The sequence below is a fragment of the Sporofaciens sp. SGI.106 genome (assembly GCF_050314255.1).
GTDB lineage: Bacteria > Bacillota > Clostridia > Lachnospirales > Lachnospiraceae > Claveliimonas.
In genome coordinates, this window is the sequence record NZ_JBNPMZ010000004.1 from 76,318 (window position 1) to 96,659 (window position 20,342).

At 44.9% G+C, this 20,342-nt stretch carries 16 protein-coding genes and 1 riboswitch; of the genes, 5 read left to right on the forward strand and 11 right to left on the reverse strand.

Annotated features, from left to right (window positions below; translation table 11 throughout):
- Window positions 1-3: 3 nt before the first annotated feature.
- The 7 genes from ACQRCC_RS04570 to ACQRCC_RS04600 all read right to left on the reverse strand — a co-directional run bounded on the left by ACQRCC_RS04570 (window position 4) and on the right by ACQRCC_RS04600 (window position 9,205).
- Window positions 4-1,395, reverse strand: coding sequence for a glycine--tRNA ligase (locus ACQRCC_RS04570; protein WP_427849626.1), 1,392 nt, complete (start codon window positions 1,393-1,395; stop codon window positions 4-6).
- Window positions 1,396-1,506: 111 nt separating this feature from the next.
- Window positions 1,507-2,259 (reverse strand): DNA repair protein RecO, encoded by a 753-nt coding sequence (gene recO, locus ACQRCC_RS04575; protein WP_427849627.1) that lies wholly within the window; start codon window positions 2,257-2,259, stop codon window positions 1,507-1,509.
- Window positions 2,256-2,432 (reverse strand): hypothetical protein, encoded by a 177-nt coding sequence (locus tag ACQRCC_RS04580; protein WP_427849628.1) that lies wholly within the window; start codon window positions 2,430-2,432, stop codon window positions 2,256-2,258. Before ACQRCC_RS04580 ends, recO begins: the two co-directional genes overlap by 4 nt.
- A gap of 54 nt (window positions 2,433-2,486) precedes the next feature.
- Window positions 2,487-3,380, reverse strand: coding sequence for a GTPase Era (gene era / locus ACQRCC_RS04585; RefSeq protein ID WP_427849629.1), 894 nt, complete (start codon window positions 3,378-3,380; stop codon window positions 2,487-2,489).
- Window positions 3,381-3,428: 48 nt separating this feature from the next.
- Window positions 3,429-6,356, reverse strand: coding sequence for an insulinase family protein (locus ACQRCC_RS04590; protein WP_427849630.1), 2,928 nt, complete (start codon window positions 6,354-6,356; stop codon window positions 3,429-3,431).
- A 144-nt stretch (window positions 6,357-6,500) separates the two neighbouring features.
- Entirely contained in the window at window positions 6,501-8,063 is a 1,563-nt protein-coding gene (locus ACQRCC_RS04595; protein ID WP_427849759.1) for a Na+/H+ antiporter NhaC family protein, read from the reverse strand.
- A gap of 159 nt (window positions 8,064-8,222) precedes the next feature.
- Window positions 8,223-8,392: riboswitch (Lysine riboswitch) on the reverse strand.
- A 54-nt stretch (window positions 8,393-8,446) separates the two neighbouring features.
- Window positions 8,447-9,205 carry an SseB family protein gene (locus ACQRCC_RS04600; protein WP_427849631.1) on the reverse strand — a complete coding sequence of 253 codons (759 nt, stop codon included), beginning with the start codon at window positions 9,203-9,205 and terminating at the stop codon, window positions 8,447-8,449.
- A gap of 198 nt (window positions 9,206-9,403) precedes the next feature.
- Here ACQRCC_RS04600 and ACQRCC_RS04605 point away from each other — a divergent pair, with 198 nt between their 5' ends.
- From ACQRCC_RS04605 to folK, 5 genes are read left to right on the forward strand one after another with little or no spacing between them, the layout of a single operon-like run.
- Window positions 9,404-10,711, forward strand: a complete 1,308-nt coding sequence (locus ACQRCC_RS04605; RefSeq protein WP_427849632.1) for a bifunctional folylpolyglutamate synthase/dihydrofolate synthase — start codon at window positions 9,404-9,406, stop codon at window positions 10,709-10,711.
- Window positions 10,704-11,261 (forward strand): GTP cyclohydrolase I FolE, encoded by a 558-nt coding sequence (gene folE, locus ACQRCC_RS04610; RefSeq protein ID WP_427849633.1) that lies wholly within the window; start codon window positions 10,704-10,706, stop codon window positions 11,259-11,261. The genes ACQRCC_RS04605 and folE overlap by 8 nt, the downstream gene beginning before the upstream one ends.
- Before the next feature lie 14 nt (window positions 11,262-11,275).
- Window positions 11,276-11,782, forward strand: a complete 507-nt coding sequence (locus tag ACQRCC_RS04615; protein ID WP_427849634.1) for an HD domain-containing protein — start codon at window positions 11,276-11,278, stop codon at window positions 11,780-11,782.
- Complete coding sequence (gene folP, locus ACQRCC_RS04620) at window positions 11,779-12,594, forward strand: dihydropteroate synthase (protein ID WP_427849635.1); 816 nt, start codon at window positions 11,779-11,781, stop codon at window positions 12,592-12,594. Before ACQRCC_RS04615 ends, folP begins: the two co-directional genes overlap by 4 nt.
- A 13-nt stretch (window positions 12,595-12,607) precedes the next feature.
- The gene (gene folK / locus ACQRCC_RS04625; RefSeq protein WP_427849636.1) at window positions 12,608-13,426 is read left to right on the forward strand and encodes a 2-amino-4-hydroxy-6-hydroxymethyldihydropteridine diphosphokinase; all 819 of its coding nucleotides are present in this window, start codon (window positions 12,608-12,610) and stop codon (window positions 13,424-13,426) included.
- Here the strand turns inward: folK and ACQRCC_RS04630 are convergent.
- The 4 genes from ACQRCC_RS04630 to nifJ form a co-directional block, all read right to left on the reverse strand.
- Window positions 13,423-14,253 (reverse strand): HAD family hydrolase, encoded by an 831-nt coding sequence (locus ACQRCC_RS04630; RefSeq protein ID WP_427849637.1) that lies wholly within the window; start codon window positions 14,251-14,253, stop codon window positions 13,423-13,425. The genes folK and ACQRCC_RS04630 overlap by 4 nt on opposite strands.
- A gap of 18 nt (window positions 14,254-14,271) precedes the next feature.
- Window positions 14,272-15,219, reverse strand: a complete 948-nt coding sequence (locus tag ACQRCC_RS04635; RefSeq protein ID WP_427849638.1) for an AEC family transporter — start codon at window positions 15,217-15,219, stop codon at window positions 14,272-14,274.
- Between the two features lies 1 nt (window position 15,220).
- Window positions 15,221-16,480, reverse strand: coding sequence for a hypothetical protein (locus tag ACQRCC_RS04640; protein WP_427849639.1), 1,260 nt, complete (start codon window positions 16,478-16,480; stop codon window positions 15,221-15,223).
- A gap of 140 nt (window positions 16,481-16,620) precedes the next feature.
- Window positions 16,621-20,160 carry a pyruvate:ferredoxin (flavodoxin) oxidoreductase gene (nifJ, locus tag ACQRCC_RS04645; protein ID WP_427849640.1) on the reverse strand — a complete coding sequence of 1,180 codons (3,540 nt, stop codon included), beginning with the start codon at window positions 20,158-20,160 and terminating at the stop codon, window positions 16,621-16,623.
- Between the last annotated feature and the right edge of the window lie 182 nt (window positions 20,161-20,342).

Here is a 20,342-nt window from a genome sequence, read left to right on the forward strand (position 1 = left end):
TGATTACCACATGAATTTCTTCTCAAAGTATGCGTCCAGATCTTCAATTTTTACTCTTTCCTGCTCCATGGTATCTCTGTCACGTACGGTAACTGCTCCGTCTTCTTCAGACTCAAAATCGTATGTTACACAGAAAGGTGTACCAATCTCGTCCTGACGGCGGTAACGCTTACCGATGTTACCACGCTCATCATACTCACAGTTGTATTTCTTAGAGAGCTGTGCATATACCTTCTCTGCACCCTCATTCAGCTTCTTGGAAAGCGGAAGTACACCGATCTTAACCGGTGCCAGTGCCGGATGGAAATGAAGAACAGTTCTTACATCTCCGCCCTCTAACTCTTCCTCATCATATGCACTGCAAAGGAATGCAAGTACCATACGGTCAGCACCAAGTGACGGCTCAATAACATAAGGTACATATTTAATCTTCTTCTCATCGTCAAAGTAAGTAAGATCCTGTTTGGATACATTCTGATGCTGAGTCAAGTCGTAGTCTGTTCTGTCTGCAATTCCCCACAGCTCGCCCCATCCGAATGGGAAGAGGAACTCTACATCTGTGGTTGCTTTACTGTAGAAAGATAATTCTTCCTTATCGTGATCACGATAGCGTACTTCATCATCCTTCAGGCCAAGAGCAAACAGCCAGTCGAGACAGAATTTCTTCCAGTATGCAAACCACTCAAGGTCAGTATCCGGCTCACAGAAGAATTCCAGCTCCATCTGCTCGAACTCTCTGGTACGGAAAGTAAAGTTACCAGGTGTGATCTCGTTACGGAAAGATTTTCCGATCTGGCAGATACCAAACGGAATTTTCTTTCTGGATGTACGCTGTACATTCTTAAAGTTAACAAAAATACCCTGTGCAGTCTCAGGTCTTAAATATACGGTATTTTTCGCATCCTCTGTTACACCCTGGAATGTCTTGAACATCAGGTTAAACTCACGGATCTCTGTAAAATTGTGTTTACCACAGGTCGGACACGGTACCTCATGCTCTGTGATAAATGCTTCCATCTGCTCATGGCTCCAGCCGTCAATACTTTCACCAATATCGATTCCATTCTGTTTTGCAAAGTCCTCAATAAGCTTGTCCGCACGGAAACGCTCATGACATTCTTTACAGTCCATCAGAGGATCACTGAATCCGCCAAGGTGTCCGCTTGCCACCCATGTCTGCGGGTTCATCAGGATCGCACAGTCCACACCTACATTATAAGGAGATTCCTGTACAAACTTCTGCCACCATGCTTTTTTGACATTGTTCTTCAGTTCTACACCAAGGTTACCATAGTCCCATGTATTTGCAAGACCGCCGTAAATCTCAGACCCCGGATAGACGAATCCTCTTGATTTCGCTAATGCCACAATTTTTTCCATTGTTTTTTCTACCATATTCCTCTACCTTCCCTTCCTTATATCTGTTCAGCTCCTCTGTCATTCCTCTGTCTGTTTCGTCGCGCTGACATAATATGTAGATTATTATACCGTCTACTGAGAGACTTTTCAAGTCAAAACATCCTGCATTTGCTCTAATATTTCCAGTGACTTGAATTTTTTATCCACGTACACATCCATATATCTTTCCGATACCATGCCAAGCTCTCTCAGCACTTCATCAGAAACCGTGAAAGTATATAGCTTTTCCACCGGAGTTCCAACAATATACTGGAGCGCATGAAGGGTAGAAGTATTCAGGACCATGGCATCGTATAGGTCTCTTCTACACCGGTCACAGACCAGACCGCCCCGCTTCGCACTGAACACCGACGCTCTTTCCCTACTGCCACAGCACACGCACTGAAATACCTGCGGTCCTTCTCCATTAATGGTGATTGCTTTCAACTCAAATATGTACCGTATAAGGCGGTTTGGGATAGATGGTTTCAGAAGTGCCCGGAAGGTCTGATAGAGCAGCTTAAGCAGAGCCGTCTCATCATTGGCTTCTCTGGCATAATAGGATGCAATGTCCACAAAATAAAATCCATAACAGGCTCCTTCCATATCCGTCCGTAGCTCTGCGAAATAATTGGAAATAGAGGCCGACATCAGCGTATGCGATGTCCGCCCCTCATAAACTGTAAATTCACCAAAAGAAAATGGCATGACCGCTCCTGCCAGCGGACTGTTCGGTTTGCGTGCTCCTCTGGCAAATGCACTGATCTTCCCTTTTTCTCTGGTCAGTATCACTACCCTCTTATCATATTCTCCAATGGGGGTGGCAGATAAGACCATCCCCGTAACTGTCACCTGATTCAATTCAAGAATCCCTCCGATACCGAAGTTTTCTTTTCCCGTCCATCGACAGCCAAAACCGTTTCCATGTCACGATATTTTCGCATTATCCCCATACAGACTTTCATTCCTCTGTAATACAGATAATCCTCTATCCGGCCCGATGTCATAAAACGTTTCCAGTACTTTTCTTCCATAGAATCACCTCATCCTCTGTTGATAGGGTTAGCATCTCCCATGGAAGGTTCTTTTTATTCGTCTTCCCGATATCCAAAATTTTTCATCAGAAATTCACTGTCTCTCCAGTCTTTCTTCACCTTGACCCAAAGCTTGAGATTTACCTTGCAGTCCAGCATTTTTTCAATCTCATACCGGGCAGTGCTTCCGATCTTTTTCAACATATTTCCCTGTTTTCCAATAATTATCCCCTTGTGGGAGTCCCGCTCACAGATAATGGTGGCATCAATATGCATCACCTTATTTCTCATCTTCATGCTGTCAATCGCCACCGCGATTCCGTGAGGAATCTCTTCATTTAAGCTGTGCAGAGCCTTTTCACGGATCAATTCTGCCACAATCTGACGCTCCGGCTGGTCGGTCACCGTATCCTCATCATAAAACTGCGGTCCATAAGGAAGATATTTCAATATTACTTTCACCAGTTCATCGGTATTCTCACCGCTTCTCGCTGATACCGGGACAATTTCCGCAAAATCATAGAGATCTTTGTATGCCAGAATCGCCGGCAGCACCTCTTCCTTCTTCACCATATCCACCTTATTAATCACAAGAATAACCGGCGTATTCACCTTTTTAAGCTGATCTGCAATGTGCTTCTCTCCCGCACCGATAAATGTGGTTGGCTCAACCAGCCAGAGAACCACATCCACTTCATTCAGTGTTCGTTCCGCCACATTTACCATGTATTCGCCAAGCTTGTTCTTCGCCTTGTGAATACCAGGCGTATCCACGAATACAATTTGTCCTTCTTCCGTGGTCAGAACGGTCTGGATTCGGTTCCTGGTGGTCTGCGGTTTGTTAGACGTAATCGCAATTTTCTGGCCGATCAGATAGTTCATTAAAGTTGATTTCCCTACGTTAGGCCTTCCGATCAAAGTTGCAAATCCTGATTTAAAATTCTTCATAAGTTCTCCTTTGGGGACGTAGCAAAATGCATTTTGCTACGTCCCCCGTTAAAATTTTGTCACACTTTCAAACATGTCTTTGCTTTCTTCTATCTTATCTTCGCTTCCGATTACACAGATCTGTTCTGCCTTCATCATGGCCTCCACGACTCTCGCCAGACTCCGGATATCGTCCTGAGTGGCATCCAGAACCTGACTTCTCTCCTCACGGATCATGTCTGCACTCACATGGTTCATGTACAGATTCATGGAGCGGTCGCCTTTTGCAGACGGTGTCATCGGCTGATCCAGATTACTGATGGTTCCGATGATATATTTATTCATATCATGGTCGCTGACCGTAAAGCTGCGCAGATAATCTGCCACACCTTCGTAAACTTCCATTGTACGCTTCAGATTCGGGTCACGGTATGATACGAAATAGCCTTCTCCGATCCGGTTGAAATTGCTCATACATCCGTACGCGCCTCCCTTAACACGGATATTCTGCCACAGATATTCATAACCCATGATGACCTTCAAAATCTGAAGTGCCCCTGTATAGGATGCGCCATGATCCAGGAAATTTCCTACTCTCGCCACATACTGAACCTTGGAAGCTGTTTTAAATCCCTCATTCTTTTTCTCACAGTGGATGATGCAGCGTGTCTTCTGTTCACCCTTTGCCGGAATGAAAAGTCCTGCTTTCATATCCCTTACAAGCTCTTCCATTTCTTTCAGACCTTCCTTCTCCGCAGTATAACTGATCATCATGTTATCCCGGCGGAAAAGGTTTTCTGTAAGCCAGGTGAGGTTTGCAATCAGATTTTCCTTCTCTTCATCGAAGTTTTTCTCAATGGATGCCACCTTCTGATAAAAATCGATGCCGCTGGTCATATCTTTCAGCTTCGCAGACGGGGATGCATAAGACATTGCCCGAAGCGCCGCTGTCGTATGACCGGAGGACTGGAATTTCATCAGAAGCCTTGAGCTTGTCATGGCAAGGATCTCTCTCAGACGCTTGTCATCCCCAAGCTTCGACCGGGTAAGAATCTCCTTCATCATGGCAAATGCCACCGGAAGCTTGCTGTAAAGTGCCTTTGCCTTTATCTCAAATGTCGCACGGAATTCCTTCTCCCGTACCTTTGTAACATCCGGATACATCTCCAGAGAAGTGCCGATTCCTCCGGTATGCACATTGATCTCATTGAAAAGTTCCCCGTATTCATAATTTTCTGTATCAATCTCGCCCAGAACTGCCTGCAGGATTCCCACATATGGAAGCATCTCTTCCGGCACTCCTGAAAGGTCAAAGAGCAGATCCACATATCCGATTCCATTAGTATCAATCTCATGGAAAATCGTCTTTACCCCTGCAATTTCCATTTCCTCATTGTAAATCGGAGCAATCTCTCTGGAAATGTCTTCGCGTTTCAGTACCGGAATGGTAGCAAGGTCTTCCTCGGAAGAAGGCTCTGACTGATATTCCTCAAGCTCATGCGTTCTACTCACAAGCATTTCCTTCTCTTCTTCGCTCAGACTGTTCTTATATACTTGCAGCCGTTCCTCCAGCTCCTTATCCATACGCGCAGTTCTTCCTTTTTCCGGCTTTACAACCACGATAGCACCATGGGTATTTTCAAGGAAATATTTTCGAATCAGGTCCTCGAAGTATCCGGTTCCAATCTCCTTCCTCAAGAATGCAAATGTATTCAGTGCCTCAATATGGATAAATGGCTTCTCCTCGTCATACAGCCAACTGTCCATAATCTGAAGACCATACATCAGTCCCTTCGGATATCTGCCGAAATCTGCCTCCCGATACTGGAATTCCATATAATTCAGACCTGCCTCCAGAGCTTTCCGATTGATGCCATTCTCTGCCATATCCCTAAGAACATCCTCGATCACGCGAATGAACTCATCCTTCTGAGACAGGTTGGCATTTTTTGCAATAACAGAGAAAATCGGCTGATAAATCCCATTATCATAGGAACCAAGCACATCCTTTCCGATTCCCGCATCCACCAGTGCCTTCTTAAGCGGAGCGCCCGGTGCCTGCAAAAGCGCATAATCCAGGACTTCAAATGCCACGTAAAGCTCACGGTCAAGAGACGTTGCAATTACTTTATTATAGGAAAGATAGGTATTGTCCTCCTCCGATTCGTCACTGGCAATAGAATACGGGATCTCTGCTTCTTTCATCTGGGAAAATGGTTCCTGCAGACGAATTTCAGAATCAATCTCCATAAAATCAAAATCTTTCAGATATTCCCGGTCCAGCCAGCGAAGCTTCTCTTCCATATCCATATCTCCATAGATGTAAATATAACTATTGGACGGATGATAGTATTTCCTGTGAAAATCAAGGAACTGCTCATAAGTAAGCTCCGGAATTACTTCCGGATCACCACCGGACTCATTTGCATAGGAAGTATCCGGAAACAGGGTATTAAGAACCACTCTGTCCAGCACACCCTCGGGAGAAGAAAATGCTCCCTTCATCTCATTATAAACGACACCGTTATATTCCAGCTTTCCATCCTTGTCATCCAGCTTATAGCTCCAGCCCTCCTGACGGAAAATCTCATCGTGCCGGTAGATATCCGGATAAAACACCGCATCCATATATACATGCATCAGATTCTGGAAATCCTTATCATTGCAGCTTGCCACAGGATAAACCGTCTTATCCGGGTAGGTCATTGCATTTAAAAATGTGTTGAGTGACCCCTTTACCAGCTCCACGAAAGGATCCTTCACCGGGAAATTCTTTGAACCGCACAGTACCGAATGTTCCAGAATGTGGGGCAGTCCGGTGCTGTCCTCCGGCGGAGTACGAAAACCAATGTAAAACACTTTATTGTCATCATCATTTTCCATCAGAACCACTCTTGCTCCGCTTTTTTTATGCTTTAACAAATATCCCTTACTTTTTAAATCTTTTAAATCTGCTTCCTGCAGAATCTCATACTGTTCAACATCTCTTACACTCATAGTATTCTTTCGCTCCATTATTATTTGTTACGGTTAAGTTTAACCACATCTAACTTGTTATTATACCAGTTATTATCGGAATAAAAAAGACACTCTGCAGAAATTTCTGCAAAGTGCCCTTAAAGCTCTGTTACCATCCGGTATTTAAGCATTTTTCTTCTTGATAACAAACAGAACTGCCACCATCAGAATAATACCGATCGGAAGCGCAATAACCGGAGTCTGTACGAAACCGGAGATAACGTATGTCACAAAGGATACCGCTGCAACGGTAATCGCATACGGAAGCTGTGTAGATACATGGTTCACGTGATTACACTGTGCACCGGCAGATGCCATGATGGTTGTATCTGAAATCGGTGAGCAGTGGTCTCCGCATACAGCTCCTGCCATACATGCGGAGATGGACATGATCATCATGTTCTCATTGGTTCCTGCAAATACAGCAACTACGATAGGAATCAGGATACCGAAGGTTCCCCATGAGGTTCCGGTAGCAAATGCCAGGAAACATCCTACCAGGAAGATAATAGCCGGAAGCAGGTTCACCAGTCCACTTGCAGAGGATTCCATCACACCTGCAACGAATTCTTTTGCTCCGAGACTATCTGTCATAGCCTTCAGTGACCATGCCAGAGTCAGGATCAGGATAGCCGGTACCATTGCCTTGAAACCATCCGGGATACATTCCATTGACTCTTTGAACTTCAGTACTTTTCTTAATGCATAGAAAATAATTGTAATTACAAATGCTGCAAAGCTTCCAAGCACCAGACCTACAGAAGCATCACTGTTAGAAAACGCTTCTACAAAACCTGCGCCTGAGAAAAATCCACCTGTGTAGATCATTCCGATTACGCATCCCACAATCAGCACAACAATTGGGAATACCAGGTCGATTACTTTACCTTTTCCTTCTACCACATCATTCTCTGCATTTGCATACGGTCTGTCAGGAGTGGTATATAAATCACCCTTCAGAGCATTGGTTTCATGCTGCTTCATCGGACCGTAATCCACGTTCATCACAACCAGACCGATCATCATAACGATCGTAAGAAGTGCATAGAAATTGTATGGAATGGCACGAATGAAGATAGAAAGTCCATCCTCTCCCTCAACGAAACCGGTAACTGCTGCCGCCCAGGATGAAATCGGAGCAATGATGCAGACCGGAGCTGCTGTCGCATCGATCAGGTAAGCTAATTTTGCACGGGATACATTGTGTTTATCTGTTACAGGACGCATAACGCTTCCTACCGTCAGACAGTTAAAATAGTCATCAATAAAAATCAGAACACCCAGTGCAACCGTAGCAAGCTGTGCACCTGCACGGCTCTTAATGTGCTCACTTGCCCACCGTCCGAATGCGGCGGAACCACCCGCCTTGTTCATCATGCAGACCATGATTCCAAGAATAACCAGGAATACCAGAATTCCCACATTATAGCTGTCGGAAAGTACACTGATGATTCCATCCTGGAATACATGTGTAATCGTCGTTTCAAAAGAAAAACCTGAATAGAATAATCCTCCCATCAGGATCCCGATGAACAGTGAACTGTAAACTTCTTTGGTAATCAATGCCAGTACGATAGCTACGATCGGCGGTACCAGTGCCCAGAAGGATGCGTACATCGCAGGGACATATTCTTCTGCCTCCTCCGCTGCAAACGCAATTACAGGACAGCACATAACCATCAGCATAACACTGGAAAGTACCCACAATAATTTGTGTTTTGCTTTTCTCATCTTATGTTTCCTCTCTTTTCCTTATTTTATATTTTTACACAAATGATGCCATGAACAACACTTTTTGCAAAGCGCGTTCATGGCATACTGTCTCTCATTCCGGTCTCTTCTTTATCCTATGATAGCGCTCCACATCCGTGACAGTCCGCAGCATCTTCTGCTGCGTCCCAGGAAAAACGCCCGGGTCAGACATTTTCCCTTCGGCGGTCTCCCCTTTCCCTTCTGCAGCAGCCGCCCGGCTTTGGCTGCAGAGTACTATTGAATACCGCGCCTCTATCAGTTCTGTTATTCATAATATATGTTGTAACATCTTTCCCCCAAATTGTCAATACTGACCTTTACTGCTTCTCTTTTCTTTTTACCTGAAGAGGAACATTCACTCCAAATGGATTCAAAGCCACACCGGAGGTGTTCTTTGCTATCACCTCCGGAAGTTTATCCACCTCCACAGCCAACGGCTTTAAGGTTTTCGCTTTATTTGCATTCTGAAATTTCTGAAATTCATGAATATCGGTAAAAATCGGCTGAAACAATCCCCCATCCGCCTGCTTTAAAAGCGGAATCTCCTGATTTTCTGCCATTGCGATCAGATATTTTCCCCTCTGAAAATGGGCAAGCATTTCCTCATGCAGTTCCTGAAGCTCATCCGTCATTCCGGAATTTCCCTTTTTTCGAAGCTCCTGCATAAAATAAATTGCCGTCAGATGAAGTGCCGGATTCTCCGGCGGCTGATTCTTCTCTTCTCCGGCAAACTTCGGTTTCTTCACCAGCTCTTCCACCTGAATCGCAATCTCCGTCTCCAGTCCTTTATCAACCAGCATGCAATTCACTCCCATCGGGAACAGGCTGATATAAAAGCCTAGCAGAGCTTTATTCTGCAGCTTCAGTACCTGTACCGGATATCCTTCCTTCTGAAGCCTCTGCGCCTCATTCTTTGCCGGTTCTTCATTTTGAAACAACAGAACCTCATCATCGTATGTCTCCGGATCGCAGACTACATAAGGCATTCGGGTGGAAGCTGCCATCAGTGCATAGATTGATTCTGCGCTCCTCAGAATGGCAAGCGTTTCTTTTTTTCTGATTTCAATATTGTTCATCGTATTCGTCTCCTATATTCGGGTATTATTCCCGTTATTATCTTCATCCGGAGCTATTGCTCATCTGATATAAATATACTCGAATTTTCCTCTAAAATCAACAAATTCCCTTGTGGTAATCCTAAAATAGTGCTATACTCAACAAACATACAGGAACACATAAATCATAACAGAATAATAAGAAAGGAAACGAAGAACGTGACCTATAAAGAAGCAAGGGTATATTTGGACAGGGTGTCGAAATACGGAAGTGTACTTGGCTTGGATACGATTCGGGAACTGTTGCGCGAACTGGGGAATCCTCAGGATGATCTGAAATTCATTCATATTGCCGGTACCAACGGAAAGGGCTCCGTACTTGCATACACTTCTACAATATTATGTGAGGCGGGATACAGAACCGGAAGATATATATCGCCAACAGTGATTTCCTATCTGGAACGCATACAGGTAAACGGTGTTTACATCTCTGAGGAAGCGTTTGCCAGATTAACCGAAAAGGTTCAGAATGCTATTGCGCGTATGGAAGCAGACGGCAAAACAAGTCCGACTGTATTTGAAATAGAAACGGCAATAGCTTTTTTATATTTTAAAGAGCAGAACTGTGATCTTGTCGTATTGGAATGTGGGATGGGCGGCGAACTGGATGCCACAAACATCATCACCACTACTCTATGTGCTGCCTTTGTCTCCATCAGCCCGGATCATCTGGGTATTCTTGGCGATACACTAGAAGAGATAGCTCTCACCAAATCCGGGATAATAAAACCGGGGTGTACCGTAGTAAGTGCCCCGCAAAAACCGGAAGTAACTGCAATTTTGAAAGAAATGGCTGCACGACAGAGCTGCCCTTTTCATCAGGCAGATTTATCCGGTCTCATCATTCATAAAGAAGATTATACCGGCCAGCAGATAGACTATCGTGAGCTTTCAGCACTTGACTGTCCTCTTGCCGGACCGCATCAGGCAGAAAATGTCATCACGGCATTGGAAGTCATACAGGCGCTGAACGCTTTGGGATATTCTGTTGAAGAAGAGGATATTCGCAGGGGTCTTCAGAAAACTTTCTGGCCCGGACGTTTCACCTGTATCTGCAAAAATCCGCTGTTTTTTATCGACGGTGCCCACAATGAAGATGCGGCAAAACGGCTTCGGGAAACACTGGACCGGTATTTTCCGGAGAAAAAATTCATTTATATTATGGGGGTTTTTAAAGATAAGGAATATGAAAAAATAGCCTCCATAATGGGACCATCTGCAAAATCCGTTCATACCATCAGCCTGCCCGATGAAAGTCGTACCCTTCCTGCCGAAACTCTGGCAGAAGTCATGCAAAACACCTGCGCCGCAGATGTTCCGGTTCGGGCTGAACTTAGCATAACAGATGCAGTACAACATTCCCTGGAAGAGGCCTCCGAAACAGAGAGTATGATTCTTGCTTTCGGTTCGCTCTCTTACCTTGGACAATTGATTCAGATTATAAAAGGAAGTAACAACAATGATTGATCAGAAAAAAATCAAAGACGCCATCCGACTGTTGCTTGAGGGCATCGGCGAGGATGTGAACCGGGAGGGTCTGATAGAAACCCCGGATCGTATTGCCCGCATGTACGAGGAGATCTGTGGCGGAATGGAGGAAGACGCAGCTACACATCTCAGCAAAGTTTTCCATGTTGACACAAATGAAATGGTAATGGAAAAGGATATCACCTTCTATTCCACCTGCGAACACCATATGCTGCCGTTCTATGGAAAGGTTCATATTGCCTACATTCCTGATGGCAAGGTCGTAGGCTTAAGTAAACTTGCCCGCACGGTAGAAGTATATGCCAGAAGGCTGCAGCTCCAGGAACAGCTCACCGGACAGATTGCCGATGCATTGATGACCCACATGCAGCCCAAAGGCGTTATGGTCATGATTGAAGCAGAGCATATGTGCATGACCATGCGAGGGATTCAAAAACCGGGAACTCAGACTGTAACCATAGCCAGACGCGGAGATTTCGAATCGAATCCTGCTCTGGAAGAACGTTTCTTCCGGATGCTTGGACGCTAGGAGGCAGCTGCATCATGACAAAGCAATTTTCCGCGAGGATGCATTTCATACGAAAACATCCTCTTTATCTTTCCTCTTTTGCGCGGCTTACAGAACTGGAAAAAGACAGAATTTTCTGTTGTCATCAGATGAACCATCTGTTAGATGTAGCAAGAATTGCCTACATTCTCAATCTGGAACGGAATCTTGGCTTAGAAAAAGATATGATTTATTCAGCAGCTCTTCTTCATGACATTGGCAAATATCGCCAGTATGAAGAAGGTGTTCCTCACGAAGTCGCATCCACCGAAATCGCAGGAAAAATCCTGGCTGATATGCCTGCGGATATCTGTTTTACTAAAAATGAACAGCAGACGATTCTGACTGCGATTGCAGGTCATCGAAAACTGCGGGAGAATCCCGAAGCGCTGGAGGCTCTTTTATATGAGAGCGACAAAACCTCCCGTGCCTGCTTCGCCTGCCCTGCGGAAACAGAATGCAACTGGAGCAATAATAAGAAAAACTGGGAGATTCATATATGATTATTGGAAATAAAAATTTTGACACAGAACACCATACCTATATTATGGGAATTTTAAATGTAACCCCGGATTCCTTTTCCGACGGCGGCAGATTCAACACTCTGGATACTGCTCTTCGCCACGCCGAAGAGATGGTCGCCGATGGTGCCGACATCCTGGATGTAGGCGGAGAATCCACAAGACCGGGTCATACACAAATCACAGATGCAGAAGAAATCGAAAGAGTGGTGCCCGTTATCCGGAGCCTGAAATCTCATTTTGACATTCCTGTCTCCATCGACACCTACAAAAGTACTGTTGCCAGAGCCGCATTGGAAGCCGGAGCCGATCTGGTCAACGACATCTGGGGCTTCAAATACGACCCGCACATGGCAAAGCTGACCGCAGACTATCAGGCGACCTGCTGTCTGATGCATAACCGCAATGCCGCAGAGTATCAGAATTTTCTTGAGGATTTTATGAATGATATGCGGGAATGTATCCGCATTGCTAAAGAAGCCGGTATCCCGGATGACAAAATCATTCTGGACCCGGGCGTAGGGTTTGGCAAGAATTATGAGATGAATCTGGAGATCATACAGAAGGTAGGCAAAATGCAGGAGCTGGGCTATCCTGTCCTTCTTGGCACTTCCAGGAAGTCCGTAATCGGCCTGACACTGGATCTGCCCTCCGACCAGCGCGAAGAGGGAACCCTTGCCACCACCGTATACGGAATGCTGAATGGCTGCTCCTTTGTCCGGGTCCACGATGTAAAAGCAAATAAACGGGCCATCGCCATGACAGAGGCCATACTGAGAGAACATAGTTTATAAGAGGATATTTATCATGGATAAGATTAAAATCCAGAATCTGGAAATATTTGCAAATCATGGAGTTTTTCCGGAAGAGAATGTACTGGGACAGAAATTTCTGGTAAGCGCCACCCTGTTTACGGATACCCGGAAAGCCGGAAAAACAGATGAACTGACCTCCTCCATCCATTACGGAGAGGTCAGTCAGTTCATTGATCATTTTATGAAAAACCATACCTTTCAATTAATTGAACGTGTCGCAGAAACGCTGGCAGAGGCGCTCCTGCTCCAGACGCCCGCACTAGAAAAAATCCAGCTTGAGATTAAAAAGCCCTGGGCTCCTGTGGGACTCCCATTGGACACTGTTTCTGTAGAAATCGAACGCGGATGGCACACTGCCTGCATCGCTCTCGGCTCTAACATGGGTGACAAGGAACAGTATTTGAAGGGTGCTATATCAGCCCTGGATCAGATTCGCGGCTGCCATGTCACAAAGGTATCATCTTTTCTCACCACTGCACCATATGGCGTCACAGAGCAGGATGATTTCCTGAATGGCGCACTTCTTCTGCGCACCCTTCTCACACCGGAAGAACTTCTGGATGAGCTTCATCGAATCGAACAGGAAGCCGGACGGGAGCGCATCATCCACTGGGGACCTAGAACTCTGGACCTGGATATCATTTTCTATGACGACCTGATTTACGGAGATGATGATCTGTGTATTCCTCACGTAGAGATGCATAAGCGTGACTTTGTTCTTCGTCCTCTTCACGAGATTGCACCATACTGGCATCATCCTGTGCTTGGTAAAACCGTGCATGAGATGCTGGAAGACCTGGCGGTAATTTAAAATGTATTGAACATATTATCTATAATCCAATCTCCCACTCCATCCTCATCATGCCCGGCTACGATCACATCCGCTGCCTTCCTGCAGCCCTCAGACGCATCGGCAACCGCCACACCGATGCCCGCAAAACACAACATATCAATATCATTATCTGCATTTCCAAAGGCCGCTGTCTCCTCCCGCCTGATTCCAAGGCGGTCTGCCACATAAGAGAGTCCGGTCTTTTTCCCTGCATTTCTGTGGGAAATTTCCACCAGCTGCCTGACTGATGACGTAATGTATATATCCGGAACCTCTGAAAGGAGCTTCTGGATATCTTTTTTCATCTCCTCACTCTTCACAATAATATCGATACTGTCCAGCTCATCAATATGAGTATTTATAAATTTCACAATATCCTCTTCCATCTGCCGCGTCCGCTGCACATAGGCGGCAGCTCTTTCACTGGCACCGTAACGCACCGGATCCTTCACGTAAGAGATGTCTGCGTATGCTTTTCCATCCACAAAAGCCTCATATGTAACAGTTCTGTCAGATGTTTTCTTCAAAATCTCCTGCACAGACTGTCGGGTAAGTGTATATCCCCGTAGTCTTGTTTCCGTAGGAACATGATACACTGCTGCACCGTTGGATGTAATCGCATACTCAATTCCCGAAATGGATAAGATTTCCTTCGGAAGTGACCAGTAAGACCGCCCACTGGCAATCACGATATGAATTCCATTTGCAATCGTGGTCTCGATAGCTGTACGGTTTTTTTCTGACAATTTTCCTTCGGAGTTTAAGACTGTTCCATCCAGATCCAAAGCAATACATTTGATATCCACGACATTTTTTCCTTTCATTTAGAATACTATCGCTGACACTACAGGAATGGTCACAACTGAAAGCAGAGTAGTCAGCGCCACGCTCCTGGAGGCTGTTTCCACATTCCCCCCATACTGCTGAGCAAGCATTACCGTCATACTTGCCGCCGGAGTTGCCAACATAATCATGATCACCGCACACAGCAGTTCATTATTCAGGAAATGTTGTGCAATCATAGTTCCAACTATCGGTATAACGAGAAGCTTTACCGCAGAATACAAAAGCATCTTAACATCCATGAACAACTCCTTCATACGGATGCTGGTCATGGAAACTCCGATCACCATCATACTGAGAGGTGCAGTTAGACTGCTAAGCCCACTGGCTGTCGTTTTCACAAACTGCGGCACCGGTACTCGAAGCAGATACAGAACAGTTGCTATCAGGCAGGTGATGACACCTACATTCAGTATACGCCCCAGTTGTATTCCGCTGTTTCCACCAGAGGATATCTGATCCGTATCATTTTTCCCCTGATCTTTTCCGCTGATAACGTAAATTCCATAGGTATAGATCAGCACATTAAAGGGGAGAGTAAAAATCGCAGCATACAAAAGCGCTTCATTGCCGAATGCAGCCGAAATGACCGGAAATCCCATAAAACCGATATTGTTAAATACCGTCATGATGTTATAGACTCCTCTGTCCTGTTCCTCTATTCTGAACAGGCGCGGAAGCACCTGCGCCAGCACAAGAAGCACTGCAAACATGATGATTGCTGCAATAAATGTTATTGCCAGTTCTTTCCCGCCAATCTCTCCATCACCATTTACAGCTGAAGAAATGATCAGTCCCGGATTTGCAAGATTGACTACGATCCACGATATTTTCTTACTGGTTCGCTCATCCAGAACCCCTTTTTTACAGCAGAAATATCCCATCATCATGTATATAAAAAGTACGACCATCTGTTGTAAAAGCAGCATTTTATTCCTCTCTCCTGTCTTCCTCTTCTGTTTTTTTCTTTTTTGAAACGATAATCTGTTTTATCTTCATACCAATTCCAAGAACGGCCACCGCACCACAGACCAGGAAGATGATTTTTGTTGCACCATCTTCGCTTTTACTTTCTTTTTCTTTGGTATCTTCAAGGTCCGCATTTTCGTCTGTCTTTTCTTCCGTAATCTGAGGTACATCCTTTTCGTCTTCATCCCCGCCTGTTGACAGTTCTTCCTTTTCTCTCACTTTCAGACGCCGGAACACGTGCTCTTTACTCTGATTTTTTTCCTCTACCCCATATACGTAGAAATAACAGCCGCTTACAACTCCATCCGAATAGGATAACTCACCATCCGTCAGCCTGTCCGGAAGTGCGGACCATGTATCTTCAGCGGAATCATAAAGAAAAGTATCTGTCGTATGAGCTTCATCCAGGATCATTCCGGACACAACCATTTTGCCATCAAAGCTGCCTGAAGCCGCATCTACAATCTGACCGTCATAACATTCCGGATAATCAGCACCTTTTACAATCTCCTGATTCTGCATATCAATGATTTCTGTACTTTTCTCCCATTTTCCCTCCGCATTGATACCGCCTGCTACAATGATTCTGTTTTCAAAAAGCTCTGACTGTGCATCATAGCAGGGACAGGACAACTGAAGCTCTGACACCTCCATTTTACCATTCTTCACATCCAGACGCTTGATCTCGCCATGAGGCTCCCATATTTTTCCCTCTTCATCCTGATACGCACCACCGATCATCCATATATAGTTTCCGTCATACAGAAGACTGTTACCTCTCTCTCTTCGTTCATGGTTGAAAGATGCCAGCTCTTTAACCTCCTTAGTGCTTAAATCATAGGCAAATACATTTAACTGGGTATATTTATTTTCCAGAAGGTACAGCTTATCATCTCCTGCTACTAACTGCAGTTCTCCTTCCGTTCCCAAAAATGTAGCCCAGATTGTTCCCCATGTTTCTTCTTCCTCGTTGTACACAAGAACAACCGGATATTCTTTCCCCTCTTTTTCTACTTTCAGATTGCCGCCTGCAATATAGATTTTACCGTCGCAGGCATCCATACTGTAGTTCTTCTCCTCATCTGTGTCCTGTTTCAGGCCAAGCTCCTCATAATCCGGTGTCTGAAGCTCATCGAAATATCCCTCAGCCGCTCTTGAAGATAGTCCCATTGTACAGAAAAGAAGTCCTGCCAGAAGAAGTCCCATCCATTTCTTTCTCATCTTGTGCCTCCTTGTACTGCGATTATTTGTCTTTTTTTACGAAAAGACAGATATGCCATGACGCATATCTGTCCTGTTTCTGCCGTCAGATTCTGCCGGCATTATTCATCTTTAACGCCGATATGATCCGCGTTTATTTTTTACTCTTCTGATCCGTAAAGTGTAACCAGTTTCTTCAGATACTCGTATCTGTCTTTAGCTTCAGCTTCATTCTTAGCAAACATTACTTCTGCCTTCTCCGGATTGAATCTTGCAAGAGCGTTGTAACGAACCTCGCCATTCAGGAAGTCTTTGTATCCTTCAAGCTTAGGCTCTTTGCTGTCAAGAGTGAACTTAGCACCCTCTGCTGCAGGATTGAATCTGAAGTTGTTCCAGTATCCGCACTCAACTGCCAGCTGTTCCTCTGTCTGAGCTTTGCTCATACCCTTCTTAATACCATGGTTGATACATGGAGCGTATGCAATGATAAGTGATGGTCCCGGATATGCCTCAGCTTCAGAAATTGCTTTTACAGTCTGATTGAAGTCAGCACCCATAGCAATCTGTGCTACATATACGTATCCGTAGCTCATTGCAATACCTGCAAGGTCTTTCTTCTTGGTCTCTTTACCGCCTGCTGCAAACTGAGCGATAGCACCAGTCTTGGTAGCTTTGGAGGACTGTCCACCTGTGTTGGAGTAAACCTCTGTATCAAATACCATGATGTTGATATCTTTTCCACTTGCCAGAACGTGGTCTACACCACCGAATCCGATATCGTAAGCCCATCCGTCACCACCGAAGATCCACTGGGATTTCTTAGCAAGGAAATCTTTATTCTTAACGATATCCTGGCAAACTTCGCAATCGCATCCTTCTAATGCTGCAACAAGTTTATCAGTAGCTGTTCCGTTTGTTGCTCCACAGCTGTAAGTATCCAGCCACTCTTTGCAAGCTGCTTTTACTTCTTCAGAAGCTGCCTCTGCTGCCATTACGGTCTCAACTTTTGCTTTCAGTCCTTCTCTTAAAGCTTTCTGAGCTAATAACATACCGTAACCAAACTCAGCGTTGTCCTCGAACAGGGAATTAGACCATGCCGGTCCTTTTCCTTCCGGTGTTACTGTGTATGGTGTAGACGGTGAGGAGTTACCCCAGATAGAAGAACATCCTGTTGCATTAGCAATGTACATTCTGTCACCGAATAACTGTGTGATTAATTTAGCGTAAGGTGTCTCTCCACAACCTGCACAAGCTCCAGAGAACTCTAAGAGTGGCTGTTTGAACTGACTTCCCTTAACAGTATTTTCTTTAAATTTAGCAACAACTTCTGCCTTTACAGGAATCTTTGTACCGAAATCAAAGTATACCTGTGCTCCGGCATTTGCTTCCATATTGCCCATAACGAGTGCTTTCTCACCCTTCTTACCAGGACATACGTTAGCACAGGAACCACATCCTGTACAGTCATAAGCTGATACAGTCATAGTAAACTTCATACCTGGCATACCGATCATGTCGAGTGTCTTCAGTCCTTCCGGAGCCTTAGCAGCCTCTTCCTCTGTCAGAGCTACCGGACGGATAACAGCGTGCGGACATACGTATGCACAGCGGTTACACTGGATACAGTTTTCCGGCTGCCATACCGGGATATCTACTGCGATACCACGTTTCTCGTATGCTGCTGAACCGGACGGTGTAGAACCATCTACATAATCCTTGAATGCAGATACCGGCAGGGAGTTACCTTCCTGAGCATTAACTTTAGACTGGATGTTCTTAACGAAATCAACAACATCTGCTCTTCCACCCTTAACTTCCGGTGTGAATAATCCTTCATCTTCGCAGTCTTTCCAGCTTTCCGGAACTGCTACTTCATGTACCTGTTTTGCTCCGGCATCAATAGCATCGTAGTTCATCTGAACGATCTTGTCACCCTTCTTGCCGTATGTTGCTTTTGCAGCAGCCTTCATCAGATCGATTGCTTCTTCTTCCGGAATAATAGCAGCCAGTTTGAAGAATGCAGACTGAAGAACGGTGTTGATACGTCCGCCAAGTCCGATCTCTTTACCAATCTTGATACCGTCGATTGTGTAGAACTTAATGTTGTGGTTTGCGATGAATGCTTTCACCTGTCCCGGTAAGTGCTTCTCCAGACCTTCCATATCCCATGGACAGTTCAGAAGGAATGTTCCGCCATCTACCAGTTCCTGAACCATATTATATTTATTCACATAAGAAGGATTGTGGCATGCAACAAAGTTTGCTTTGTGAATCAGGTAGGTAGATTTAATCGGGCTCTTACCAAAACGTAAGTGGGACATTGTTACACCACCGGACTTCTTGGAATCATAATCAAAGTAAGCCTGAGCGTACATGTCTGTATTGTCACCAATGATCTTGATAGAGTTCTTGTTAGCACCAACAGTACCGTCTGCTCCAAGTCCCCAGAATTTACAGTTGATTGTTCCTGCCGGTGTTGTAACCAGAGGAGCACCTACTTCAAGGGAAAGACCTGTAACATCATCCACGATACCGATTGTGAATTTCTCTTTTTCTGTATTTTCAAATACTGCAACGATCTGTGCAGGTGTTGTATCCTTGGAACCTAAGCCGTAACGTCCGGAAAGGATCGGAACTGCATCGAATTTGGATCCCTTAAGGGCTGCTACAACATCCAGGTACAGAGGCTCGCCAAGAGCACCTGGCTCTTTTGTTCTGTCTAATACTGTGATAGTCTTAACTGTCTCAGGAATTGCATCAATCAGAGCCTGTGCACAGAATGGTCTGTACAGACGAACTTTGATAACACCAACCTTCTGTCCTGCTGCTGTTAAGTAATCTACAGTCTCGTCGATGGTATCACATACAGATCCCATAGCAACGATAACTCTCTCTGCATCTGCTGCTCCATAGTAATTGAAGAGCTTGTAATCTGTACCGATCTTAGCATTAACCTTGTCCATATATTCCTGAACGATTGCCGGCATTGCATCATAGTACGGGTTACATGCTTCTCTTGCCTGGAAGAAGATATCCGGGTTCTGAGCGGAACCTCTCTGGCAAGGATGATTTGGATTCAATGCATGTTTTCTGAATGCATCGATTGCATCCATATCTACTAAATCTTTCAGATCTTCATAATCCCATGTCTCAATCTTCTGAATCTCATGAGATGTACGGAATCCATCGAAGAAGTTAATAAACGGAATACGTCCTTTGATTGCTGCACAGTGTGCAACCGGTGTCAAGTCCATAACTTCCTGTACACTGGACTCACAGAGCATAGCACATCCGGTCTGACGGCATGCATATACGTCTGAGTGATCACCGAAAATTGATAATGCGTGGCTTGCAATAGCACGGGCAGATACGTTAAATACACCCGGCAGCTGCTCACCAGCGATTTTATAAAGGTTTGGAATCATAAGAAGCAAGCCCTGGGATGCTGTGTAAGTTGTAGTCAGGGCACCTGCTGCCAGTGAGCCATGTACAGTACCTGCTGCACCTGCTTCTGACTGCATCTCTGTTACCTGTACTTCCTGTCCAAAGATGTTCTTTCTACCTTGAGTTGCCCATTCATCTGTAGCTTCTGCCATAACGGATGATGGTGTGATCGGGTAAATTGCTGCAACGTCTGTATAAGCATATGATGCATGAGCTGCTGCATGATTACCATCCATGGTTTTCATTTTTCTTGCCATTTCTGTTGTTCCTCCTTAATAATGAAAATAAATAAATTTAATTTTCGACGTGTACAATTATTATATCCTCTGCCTGTCTAAAAGTCCAGTGTTTCGCCTGTTTTATTTTCCGTACATCTTTAAGATCTGCTCACAGAAGTTATACAAAAATATTTTGAATATTCCGTATTTTCCCAGCGCTT